Source organism: Oikeobacillus pervagus, from assembly GCF_030813365.1.
In the GTDB taxonomy this organism is placed as follows: Bacteria; Bacillota; Bacilli; order Bacillales; family DSM-23947; genus Oikeobacillus; species Oikeobacillus pervagus.
On the sequence record NZ_JAUSUC010000064.1, the window covers coordinates 1 to 12,229 of the forward strand.

10 protein-coding genes are annotated in these 12,229 nt (G+C 37.4%); 1 reads left to right on the top strand and 9 read right to left on the bottom strand.

Features of this window, described 5'->3' with window-relative positions; translation table 11 throughout:
* Window positions 1–238: 238 nt before the first annotated feature.
* From J2S13_RS15390 to J2S13_RS15430, 9 genes are all read right to left on the bottom strand, one after another.
* Window positions 239–1,378: a S1C family serine protease gene (locus J2S13_RS15390; protein WP_307258721.1), complete on the bottom strand. Its 1,140-nt coding sequence runs from the start codon at window positions 1,376–1,378 to the stop codon at window positions 239–241.
* Window positions 1,379–1,524: 146 nt separating this feature from the next.
* Window positions 1,525–2,946, bottom strand: coding sequence for an ATP-binding protein (locus J2S13_RS15395; protein ID WP_307258722.1), 1,422 nt, complete (start codon window positions 2,944–2,946; stop codon window positions 1,525–1,527).
* Window positions 2,933–3,610 carry a response regulator transcription factor gene (locus J2S13_RS15400; RefSeq protein WP_307258724.1) on the bottom strand — a complete coding sequence of 226 codons (678 nt, stop codon included), beginning with the start codon at window positions 3,608–3,610 and terminating at the stop codon, window positions 2,933–2,935. Before J2S13_RS15400 ends, J2S13_RS15395 begins: the two co-directional genes overlap by 14 nt.
* 10 nt (window positions 3,611–3,620) lie before the next feature.
* Window positions 3,621–5,399, bottom strand: coding sequence for an ABC transporter ATP-binding protein (locus tag J2S13_RS15405; RefSeq protein WP_307258725.1), 1,779 nt, complete (start codon window positions 5,397–5,399; stop codon window positions 3,621–3,623).
* The gene (locus J2S13_RS15410; protein ID WP_307258727.1) at window positions 5,368–7,122 is read right to left on the bottom strand and encodes an ABC transporter ATP-binding protein; all 1,755 of its coding nucleotides are present in this window, start codon (window positions 7,120–7,122) and stop codon (window positions 5,368–5,370) included. The genes J2S13_RS15405 and J2S13_RS15410 overlap by 32 nt, the downstream gene beginning before the upstream one ends.
* Window positions 7,123–7,354: 232 nt before the next feature.
* Window positions 7,355–8,314 carry a siderophore ABC transporter substrate-binding protein gene (locus J2S13_RS15415; protein WP_307258729.1) on the bottom strand — a complete coding sequence of 320 codons (960 nt, stop codon included), beginning with the start codon at window positions 8,312–8,314 and terminating at the stop codon, window positions 7,355–7,357.
* Window positions 8,315–8,434: 120 nt separating this feature from the next.
* Window positions 8,435–9,190, bottom strand: a complete 756-nt coding sequence (locus J2S13_RS15420) for an iron ABC transporter ATP-binding protein (protein WP_307258731.1) — start codon at window positions 9,188–9,190, stop codon at window positions 8,435–8,437.
* Window positions 9,184–10,134 (bottom strand): iron chelate uptake ABC transporter family permease subunit, encoded by a 951-nt coding sequence (locus tag J2S13_RS15425; RefSeq protein ID WP_307258732.1) that lies wholly within the window; start codon window positions 10,132–10,134, stop codon window positions 9,184–9,186. Before J2S13_RS15425 ends, J2S13_RS15420 begins: the two co-directional genes overlap by 7 nt.
* Complete coding sequence (locus J2S13_RS15430) at window positions 10,127–11,077, bottom strand: ABC transporter permease (protein WP_307258734.1); 951 nt, start codon at window positions 11,075–11,077, stop codon at window positions 10,127–10,129. Before J2S13_RS15430 ends, J2S13_RS15425 begins: the two co-directional genes overlap by 8 nt.
* A gap of 348 nt (window positions 11,078–11,425) precedes the next feature.
* Here J2S13_RS15430 and J2S13_RS15435 point away from each other — a divergent pair, with 348 nt between their 5' ends.
* A complete protein-coding gene (locus tag J2S13_RS15435) occupies window positions 11,426–11,566 on the top strand; it encodes a hypothetical protein (RefSeq protein ID WP_307258735.1) in 141 nt (46 codons plus the stop codon).
* Window positions 11,567–12,229: the final 663 nt, after the last annotated feature.

A 12,229-nucleotide genomic window follows, 5' to 3' on the forward strand; every position in this document is an offset into this window, starting at 1 on the left:
AAGGAAACACGGCGAGGCATCCCACGAGCCGATGTTGACTTATCGGAGGGAGGAAACGTAGAAATTCGCTAGACGATAGGCGCTGGAGCTAGACGATAACAAAAGCGCAAGCGCCTGCTCATCGGCGTACGGATTTCGCAAGTTTAGACTGAGATAAAGGGAAACACTGGTAATCCACAGTTCTAAATATTACCGTTTCCTAACAATAAAAGAGGCTGTCTACACCACAGCCTCTTTGTTAACGAAGCAAATATTGAACTTCCAATTCCTTCTCCTTGCCATTGCGTAAAATGGTTACATGAACGACCTTTTCATCCGTATTTTCATATAGAACTTTTCTTAACTCCCGCATACCCTTTACCTCTGTACCATTAACAGCGACAATGATGTCCTGCTCCTTCAATCCCGCTTTCGCTCCTGGTGAAGAAGGTTCCACTGCCGTAATTAAGACTCCTTCATTAACATTCAATTGGTCTTGGAAATAATCCGGGATATCCCGAATATTTTGTAATCCAATCCCAATATAAGGCCGCTCCACTTTCCCATCCTTTAATAACTTCTCCAAAATAGGGACGACATCGTTACTTGGGATCGCAAATCCGATCCCTTCCACGTCCTTTTGTGAAATTTTCATACTGTTAATTCCAATTACTTGGCCACTTTCGTTCATTAACGCCCCACCGCTATTGCCCGGATTAATGGCCGCATCTGTTTGAATGACATTTAAATCCCATTCCCCTGCAGAAGTCATAACAGGAACCGTTCTTTTTGTCCCACTAATAATTCCCTTCGTGACGGATCCAGAGAATTGCAAGCCTAAGGGACTTCCAATAGCGAAGACTTGCTCTCCGATCTTTAATTTGGAAGAATCAGCAAAATTGGCGACAGATTTCACATATTGACTATCGATTTTAAGAACGGCTAAATCTGTTAATGGATCTGTTCCGATTATTTTGGCTTGCACTCGCTTTCCATCCGAAAGTGATACTTCTACTTTATTAGCCTCTTCAATTACATGATGATTTGTGACAATAAAGGCATCATTCCCTGATTTCTTAAAAATAACCCCTGATCCTGTTCCACTTTCTTGATCCTTTATATCCTGAGAAAAGAAATCAGATGCTCGTTGAATATTGACCACCCCTACAACAGATGATGAGACCTCTTTAATAACAGAGACAAGATCATCATGGGATTGAGCCGTCTTCATGATTGGAACATTCACACTTGCACTTTCTGCCTGCTGATTCTGTGCCTCTTGATCTTTCACTGGCTGAATCACTCCTATTGTTGTTCCACCATAAAGGGTAATGACCCCACCTAATATCGCTCCAGCAAGTGAGGAAATAAAAAATTTCTTTTTATCGTTGTTTCCCATCTTTCATCACCTTTTCTTTTAGATTTTGAGCCTCTAAAAAATAAAAGCATCCAATTAAACGATTTAATCATAGTGTAGGGGTTCAATGTGTCAGCAAGATGTCAATACGGTTATTTTGAGAAAAAAAAACGGGGATTCCCTTATGTTTAAGAGACATCCCCATTTATTTTAGGAAGATAGATTGAAAAGGTCGTCCCGCTTTCATCGCTTTTTTGCAATTGCAAGTCTCCCCCCATTGCTTTAGCAATCATTTCACTAAATGGCAAACCAAGTCCTAATCCTCTTACTTTCAGTTTCTTATTTTCCCCTCGAAAAAATCGTTCAAAAATATCTTCTTGTTCCTCAAGAGGAATTCCACCTCCATTATCTGTAACATCAATCACAATTTGACTTCCTTGCTCATATAATCGTACGGTAATAATCGCTCCTCCTTCTACCGCTTGTCTCCCATTGTTCAATAAATTCACGAGTATTTGTTGCAGGCGCAATGGATCAACTTTTATAATATCATTCTCATCAAGTAAATCGAGATGTAGGAGCACCTCTTCTTTCTGAGTGATTTTCCACTGATAGGTGATTTCTTTCACTAACTCATTGATACAATGTGTTTCAAGTGAAATCGGAATGGCTCCAGCAGCAAATGAATTAAATTCTAATAAATCAGCAACCATCTTTTGCATCTTAGAAATTTCCTTCAAGGAAATATCAAGAAACTCCTTTGCCTCCTCCCCTGTTACGACCTCATCTTTCACAGCTTGTAGTAAACCGCTAATCGATGTAACAGGTGTCTTTAACTCATGTGTCACTCCCGCTAATAATTCTGCACGCAGGGTTTCTAGCTGCTGAAGACGGTTAGCCATCTCCTTAAATGAATGGACAAGATCACTCACTTCTTGCTCACGCATATTTTCTGGCAATTGTACATCATAATTTCCTTCTTGTATGTGCTTTGCTGCTTCTGATACTTGTTGAATCGGTCTTGAAAGCTTCTTTGATAAAATATAAATCGCCAGCCAACCTAATATTGCCAAACTAATGAGCATAATGATTAATAGCTCATATTCCTCATTTACATTTGCTAAGTCTTCCTCAGAATGAATAATGACTACCCATCCAAATGTTATTCCATCTGTTTTGATTGGCCTTTTAACAATATAGTAAGTTGACTTTTCCTCATCTTGTAGACTGACTTTTTCAACTTCTTTCTGACTTTTCAATATAAAATAAGGAAAAATATCTTCCGGGATGTAATGTGAAGGGGGATTAGTAAATAAGATCTTTCCAGCAGGGTCGAGTACATAAATATCTGGCTTGCTTTCTGCGATAAATCGATCACGGTCTTTAATAATTCCTGGAACTTGTGTTTCGCGATCTTCTGTGGCTACAAAACGATCAGCAATTTCCTCCGCTAAATATTTCGTCATCATCAGACGATTTTCTAATGTAGACTGGCGAATCCACCACATCGAGATGATCCCCACGATAATTAATCCAATCAACAAAGTTGCTACATATCTGGTGGTCCAATAACGTAGAAGCGAGACTTTCGGAGCTTTATTGATAAACACTTAGCTGATACCCCAATCCCCGAAGTGTTTTAATTTCCCCTTCTGAGCTTGACCAGTTCTGAAGAGATTTCCGCAGACGTTTGACCGACAAATCAACAGCCCGATCACTCCCGTCGTAATCCATTCCCCAAACATGCTCAATTAACTGCTCTCTAGTAAATGTCTGATTCGGATGCTGGCCTAAAAAAATAAGCAAGGACAGATCCCGTGGGGTGACATCCACTTCAATGCCTTTTAATGAAACTTTATGTGCCCTTACATCGATCGTCAGACTTCCAAATTGGAGACAATGGTCGTCATCATGTGAAGTTCGTCGTAAGACCGCTCGAACCCTTGCCACCACTTCCTCTGCGATAAAGGGCTTCGCAATATAGTCATCTGCCCCGTTATTTAATCCTCTCAGCCGATCTGGAACTTCACTTAGTGCGGTTAACATAATGACAGGACAAGAGCTAAATTCACGAATTTCACCCAAGATATCCCAGCCATTCTTTCCAGGCAGCATGACGTCTAGTAACACGAGATCAGGATGAACCTCCTTGAACTTCACGATCGCGTCCTTTCCGTCTAACACTTGGATGGTATGAAAATTTGCTTTTTGCAAATAGACCTTTAAAACTTGACTAATCGCCATTTCATCTTCAATGATTAATATTTTCTTCATGCTTCTTCCCCTAGACCGAGGTGCCAGCCCCCGTATTTAATTCATAATAAAATCCTCGATTCTCTAATAATGTCTCATGAGTTCCTCTTTCAATAATACGCCCCTCTTTTAAAACAAAAATTTGATCAGCGTTTCTAATCGTATTCAATCTGTGGGCAATGACGAAACTCGTTCTTCCTTTCATAAGCTGTTGTAAAGCTTCTTGGATGGCCACTTCTGTCACAGTATCAATACTACTTGTTGCCTCATCTAAAATTAAGATCACTGGGTCAGCTAATAGGGCACGAGCAATACTTAATAATTGTTTCTGTCCTTGACTTATTCCTGCTCCTCCCTTGTGCAAAACCGTGTCATATCCATCTGGAAGTTTCATTATAAAAGAATGGGCATTCGCTAATTTTGCCGCCTCTTTCACTTCTTCATCAGTCGCATCCAATCGTCCGTAACGTATATTTTCCTTAATGGTCCCTTCAAAAATAAAGGAATCCTGCAATACAAACCCCATAAACTTTCGTAATTGCTCACGCTTAATCGTTTGGTTAGGACGGCCATCCATTAAAATTACTCCACTATCGACATCATAAAAACGTGAAAGTAAATGTATCATCGTTGTTTTTCCTGACCCTGTTGGACCAACAAATGCAACAGTTTCACCTGGATGTACGTGAAAATTCGTATTAATAATGGTTGGATTTCCCTTTTCATAGGAAAAGTTAACATCTTTGAATTGAACTTCTCCTTTTATCGATGGGAATTCCTCATATTTCACCTTCTCATTTTCCTTTTCTTCTACCTCTAAGTCCATAATTTCAAACACTCGCTCAGCACCGGCAATGGCTGAAAGGAGTGTATTAAACTGATTTGCTAAATCATTGAGAGGTCGGGTAAATTGTCTTGAATACTCTGTGAACACTACGATCGTCCCAATCGATATTTTCCCCTTTAATGCCAAGTACCCGCCAACTGCTGCAACCACCGTAAAACTTAAGTTGTTTAATATATTCATTAGTTTTGGAATAAATCCTGTATAAGTTTGCGCCCAAAATCCAGATTGTCTCAACTTTTCATTCTTTTCTGCGAATTGTTCGATGACTTTCTCTTCCTTTGAGAACATTTTCACTGCTTTTTGATTCGAAATGGCTTCTTCGATAAAACCGTTCAATTCCCCTAAATTCTGTTGCTGTTCTTTAAATAATCTCTTTGTACGTTTTGTGATCCACTTCATCCCCGCAAACATTAATGGCACAATGAACAGCGTGACAAAAGTTAAAAAAGGACTCAGATAAAACATGACAGAAATTGATAAAGTTAAGGTTAAAATACTTGAGAACACTTGTATGACAGATTGATTTAATGTTCTACTCACATTTTCAATATCATTTGTAACCCGACTCATTAGGTCCCCGTGTTGTTTTTGGTCAAAAAAGCGAATTGGCAATTTATGTAAATGATCAAACAAATCCGTTCTCATTGAATAAACCGTCTTTTGTGCAATTCCGATCATCCAATAGTTTTGAAGGAAACTTATAATGGAATATAGAAAATAGACAACACCAATCATTAAAAGAAACCGAAGAAAAGTGTCAAATTGTTTCGATCCAACATAGTGGTCAATCGCCATCCCAAGTAAGTAGGGCCCTAATATTCCCAAGACAGAACTACAAACAACCATAAACAAAACGAGATAAACCTTTCCTTGATGATTAGAAAAATAAGCAAATAATCTTTTTAACGTGCTAACTGTATCTTTCGCTTTTTCAGTTTTCATTGGCGGATGATGTCTTGACATATTGAAAGGCCCCCTTTCTCATATTTTGCGATTGCACTATTTTTCGGTAGAGGTCGGAAATTCTCAATAATTTCCCATGGGTCCCCATCGCAACGATTTTCCCATCCTCGAGGATGAAAATTCGGTCGGCCTTAAGAGCGGTACTAATCTTTTGTGTAATCAGTAGTTTCGTTCCCTTATAACTTCGCAATCCTTCAAGCAATTTCTCCTCCGTTTTCATATCTAGAGCACTTGTACTATCATCTAACAGTAAAATTTTCGGTTGACGTATGAAGGCTCTTGCTAATGAGATTCTTTGTTTTTGTCCTCCTGAAAGGTTTACGCCTTTTTGCCCAATAACCGTTCTATATGAGTGAGGGAATTTCATAATCGTTTCATGAATTTGAGCATGTTTTGCAGCATTTATGATCTCGTCCATCGTGGCATCTTCTTTTCCCCATTGAATATTTTCTTTTATCGTACCACTGAATAATAAAGCATCTTGGGGAACCAACCCGATTTGATTTCGTAAATGTTCCTGCTTCATTTCCCGCACATCGATCCCATCAATGTGAACAGCTCCTTCACTCACATCATACAAACGTGGAATAAGCTGGAATAAGGAGGATTTTCCTGCCCCAGTTGCACCGAGAATGGCAATCGTTTCATTTGGTTCAACTGTAAAAGAAAGATCGTCCAAAACCGTTACAGAATCCCCTGGATATCGGAAGCTGACATTTTTAAAGCAGATGTGACCATCTTGTATTTGAAACGGTGCCACTTCCTTATCTTCCTCCATCTGTACTGATGTTTCGAGCACATCTTGAATTCTTTCTGTTGAAGCATGTGCTCGAGATACAAACATTAAAATGAACGTCGCCATTGATAATGACATCGTAATGCGCATCGCATAGTTCACAATCGCAACGACTTCCCCAATCTCCGCCTGATTAGATAAGATCTCCTTATTCGCAAACCATAGAATCACCAGGATACTTGAGTTCATGACGAAATGTAAGATGGGGGATACAAGTTCCACGATCGTCGACACCTCAATCGTTTTCTTCATCAATGCGTGACTAGCTTTTTTAAAACGACTCCCCTCAAAATGGGAACGTAAAAAAGCTTTAATTAGACGAATTCCCGCTAAATTCTCACTTAATATTCCATTAACTCGATCCAATTTAGATTGAACGATTTGAAATAGATGAGAACTCTTTTTATACATCCATACTAGGAAAGCAATCGACAAAGGAATCGTCACTCCCAAAACAAGTGCTAGACGAAAATTGATAAGAAACACCATTAAAGTTCCGAATATTACTAGTAACGGTGCTTTCAGAGCGATTCGTAAAAATAAAAAAATGGTCATTTGAATCTGTGTGACGTCATTTGTCAATCTCGTAATAAGAGTTGATGATGAAAAACGATTAAAATCGGCAAATGAGAAAGTTTGAATTTTTTTAAATAAAGCTTTCCTCACATCATAACCGAAATTTTGCCCGACATGGCTAGCGGCAAATGAATTGGTAATCCCTGCGGCAAATGCGATGATAGAAGTTAGCAGCATCAACGCACCCCACCTGTACACAATCGATAGATCTCCTTTCACAATTCCTTCATCAATAATTTTCACCATGAACAATGGGTGTAAGAGATCAACGGCTAATTCCATAAGCATGAGTACCCATGCAAATATCATATATTTCCGATATGGCTTTAAATAGGATAATACCCCCTTCAATTTCTCTCCCTCCAATCTATAAAAAAGTGTATGTCCATTTTCTCATACCCTTCAATATTTTTGAATTTTCCAATCGTTTTTAAAAAGAAAAACAACCTGTTTCCCCTTAGACGGAAACAGGTAGCTTTTCAAAAAAATGGGCATATGATACACTTTTTTTGCAATGTTTTTTTATTGTCTCTGGAGAATTTGTGTCTATATATGTATACATTCTCTCTTAGAGACACTTTTTTTATTGTATTCCTTCTTTCACTTCTTTCACCATCTCAGACATGGATTGTAATCCACCGCCTGCAAGATACCAGTAATTAGGATCTAAGTAAATTATTTTATTTTCTTTATAAGCATTGGTCTTTTTCACTAGGTCATTTTCAATCGTTTTCTTTGCAGCTGCTTCTCCACCAACGACCGCATCACGATCAATAACAAATAAATAATCAGGATTTTTTTCTGCAATATATTCGAAAGAAATATTGGCTCCATGTGTGGATGCTTCAATCTTTTCATCGGCAGGAGTCACTCCAAAAACTTCATGTATTAAACCAAAGCGTGAACCTGGACCATATGCATTTACTTTCCCTCCAGTTACTAAAGTGACTAATCCTTTTTGGTCACCGTCAGAGGCTAATTTTTTTAACTCTTTAATGTCGTCATCAATTTTCGCTAATTCACTTTCTACTTCAGACTCTTTTCCGAAAATTTCACCTAATGTTGTCATATTTCCTTTAAATGACTCCATATATTGTGTCGGATCCACTCCCATATAAATGGTGGGTGCAATTTCTTTAAACTCTTCATATAAATCTTGTTGTCTTGCAGAAATAATAATAAGTTCAGGACCAATTTCAGCCATTTTTTCAAAATCAGGCTCTTTTAAACTACCTGTATTCACATATTTTTCATCTTTATATTTTGATAAATATTCAGGGACAACCTTCTGAGGTACTCCTGCTACTTCAACACCTAATTTATCAAGAGAATCAAGTACACCGAAATCAAACACAACTACTTTCTCAGGGTTTTTCTTTACCTTTGTTTCATCTAATAGATGTTTAACTGTAATTTCCTTTGTTTCCTCTGTCTTTTCTTTCGGCTCTGATGTATTTGCTTCTTTGCTTTTTTCATTGGAACTGCATGCGGCAGCAACCACTAGAAAAAGCGCTGAAATGATGACTAAAGCTAGTTTTTTCATTTATTCTTTCACCTCAAATAATTATTTTTTATCAATTATTTAATAGCTTCGTGTTAAACAGATTTCTGCTCTTTTATCCCCCTTCTTCCGGTTTAACCTTCACTATTAAAATAATCCCCATTAAAAGTAGACACAGATTTTTTGATTATTATAGTTTTTAATATCAATATCCATTTCATATATTTCTTTTAAAACCGTTGGATTAATAATTTCCTGTGACTTTCCTTCCTTTACTACTTTCCCCTCTTTCAAAGCAACAATATTATCAGAATAGCAAGAGGCAAAGTTAATGTCGTGAATAACAATCACAACGGTTTTTCCCAGTTCATCTACTAAATCTCTTAATACTTTCATAATTTGAACAGAATGCTTCATATCTAAATTATTCAGTGGTTCATCTAGCAAAATATATTCTGTATCTTGAGCAATAACCATCGCAATATACGCTCTTTGTCTTTGCCCACCACTTAGCTGATCTAAAAATTGATCTTGCATTCCTTCTAGTTCCATATATTCAATGGCTTCATCTACAAAGCGCCAATCTTCCTTTGTTAATTTTCCTTGTGAATATGGGAATCGTCCAAATGAAACAAGCTCTCTGACGGTTAAACGAAGATTGATATGATTGGTTTGTTTTAAAATCGATACTTTTTTCGCTAGTTCTCTACTTTTACATTGGTCCAGTCTTTGATTCTCGATATAAATTTCACCATCATCAACGGTAATTAATCGACTGACCATCGATAATAATGTACTTTTTCCAGCACCATTGGGACCAATAAAAGAAGTGATCTTTCCTTTTTCAATCGTCACAGATACTTTATCAACCACATGTTTTTCTCCATATTTCTTCGTTACATTTTTTACAATCACCATGTCTTATTCTCCTTTAATAGAAGATAGATAAAATACACTCCACCTATGAAATTAATAATGACACTGACAGTAGTGGAGAATGTGAATACTTTTTCCACTACGAATTGTCCACCAACTAAAGCAATGATACTAATCAAGATTGAACCGATGATTAAATACGAATGTTTATACGTTTTCAAAAATTCATGGGCGATATTTACAACAAGCAATCCTAAAAATGTTATGGGGCCCACTAATGCAGTTGAGATGGAAATTAAGATGGCCACGACAATAAGCAAACGTTTGACGACATAGTCATAATCCACCCCCAGATTAATCGCTTGATCTCGACCTAGTGAAAGCACATCTAAATACTTTAAGAATTTCAAGAAATAGATCGTGACTAAGATAAATAAGCCTATCGCTATATAAAGCAAATCAGAATTCACATTATTAAAGCTAGCAAACATTTTATCTTGAATTAGCATGAACTCATTTGGGTCAATGATAACTTGCATAAACGAAGAGAGACTTTGGAAAAACGTCCCAAATATCAATCCAACGAGCAACAAGAAATAAATATTTTGCCCTTCCCTTTTGAACAAAACTTTAAACAAGATACTTGAAAATAAAACCATTGCCAAAATGGAGACGATGAAATTGATGTTTTTATCCATCACTAATATATTGGTTGAACCAAATAGGAAGATCATCATCGTTTGGATAAGTAAATATAGAGAATCTAAACCTATAATACTGGGAGTTAAAATACGATTATTCGTAATCGTTTGGAACACGGTCGTTGAAAAGGCGATCGCAGCTCCTGTCACAACAATTGCAGTTACTTTCATGATTCTCCGTGGCAAAGCATAATCCCAGTTAGTCCCTAGTTTGAAAAAGATAAACAGACCAATCAATAGAATCGCCAATACGGAAAGAATGCCGATTTTCGCTTTCTTATTCATAAGCCTTTCTCCTCATCAGTAAATAAATGAACACACCGCTTCCAATGACTCCGACTGTCATGCCAATCGGAATTTCATATGGATAAATCAACACGCGTCCAAGTATGTCACAGAAGAGAACGAAACAAGCTCCTAGTAATGCGGTGTGAGAAAGACTATTCTTCAAATGATCTCCTTGGTAAATCGTCACAATATTGGGGATTATCAGTCCTAAGAATGGGATCATTCCAACAGTTAAAATGACGACCGTTGATACTAATGCGACAATCACTAATCCTGTGTTCACCACTCGTCTATAACTTAGTCCCAAGTTAATAGCAAAATCCTCACCCATTCCTGCAACGGTAAATTTGTTGGCAAATAAATAAGCAACTATAACGAGTGGAATACCTATGTATAAAAGTTCGTATCTCCCTTTTATAATGATCGAAAAGTCTCCTTGCAACCATGATGACATATTTTGAATAAGATCATATTTATACGCAAAGAAAGTCGTTAAGGAGCTAATAATGTTTCCAAACATCAATCCCACAAGAGGAATAAATATTGCGTCTTTAAACTTGATTTTATCCAATATTTTCATAAATAAGAATGTGCCTAATAATGCAAATACAAATGCAACAACTGTCTTTTGAAGCGGTGATGCTGATGTGAATAATAGCATCGATACTAAGATTCCAAATCTTGCTGAATCCATCGTTCCAGCTGTCGTCGGTGAAACAAATTTATTTCGACTAAGTTGCTGCATAATGAGTCCACTTATACTTAAACTAACACCAGCAACGATAATGCTGATTAATCGTGGCAATCTACTAATCATTAAAACCTCGATCTGTTCTTTATCTAACGAAAAAAAATCGAAAGGAGAAATATCCTTCACACCGATAAAAACAGAGGCAAATGATAAGACGAGTAATAAAACAATTAAATACCTTTTTTTCATCGCGTTCTTCCTTACTTCTCACCATTTTTCTAAACACACAACATAATGATATTCATTATCAATTAAAAATATGATAACATCCTGAATTATCAGGAACCCCATTAGGGATATGGGGATTGGTACCAGAAAATAAATATTTATCCATTACTATATACAATGATAATGAATCTCATTCGCATTGTCAATTCAATTTACTAAATAAATGTTGAATTCTTGTATTCTCAAATTTTTTTAAGGAAATTACAAATATATCAAATTGTAAATCAAGTATAAATAGTGTAAACTAAAAGAAGAATATATTGCATAAATTACTACAGGAGCCTATTTTGGAAAGGGGTGCAATTTACAATGATCATGTGGTTTACAGTTATTGTGATGATGATCTTATTAGGAGCAATTGGTATTTTCCTAGTTCAAGCTTTAAAAGGTGCTATGGATTCCAATGACTCTGTTAAAGTGGATAAATTCCCTAACGATCAATCAATGTAAGTTATCCTAAAGTGCCTCCATCAGCTCCAATAAGCAAAAGTAAAATCCGCGAGAAGGCGTTTTTTCTTCTGGGGGAGATTCCCTTTTGACCCTAGGGGGCTAGGCGCTTCATTTAAATGAATAATAATAAAAAACGGGGTTCCTAAGACATCCCCGTTTTTTATTATGAAATTATTCAATATAGAACTGTGGAAAGTCAAAGACTTCGAAATCCGTACGCCGATGAACAGGCGCTTCCGCTTTTGTTCGTCCAGCTACAGCGCCTATCGGCTAGCGGATTTCTTCGTCTTTTCCCTACGATAAGTCAACATCAGCTCGCAAAATCACCTCGCTGTGTTTCCTTTATCTCAGTCAAAGACTTCGAAATCCGTACGCCGATGTGCAAGGCGCTTCCGCTTTTGTTCGTCCAGCTACAGCGCCTATCGGCTAGCGGATTTCTCCGTTTTCTCCCTACGATAAGTTAACATCAGCTCGCAAAACCGGCTCGCTGTGTTTCCTTTATCTCGGTCGAAACCTACGAAATCCGTACGCCGATGAACAGGCGCTTCCGCTTTTGTTCGTCTAGCTCCAGCGCCTATCGGCTAGCGGATTTCTCCGTTTTCTCCCTACGATAAGTTAACATCAGCTCGCAAAACCGGCTCGCTGTGTTTCCTTTATCTCGGT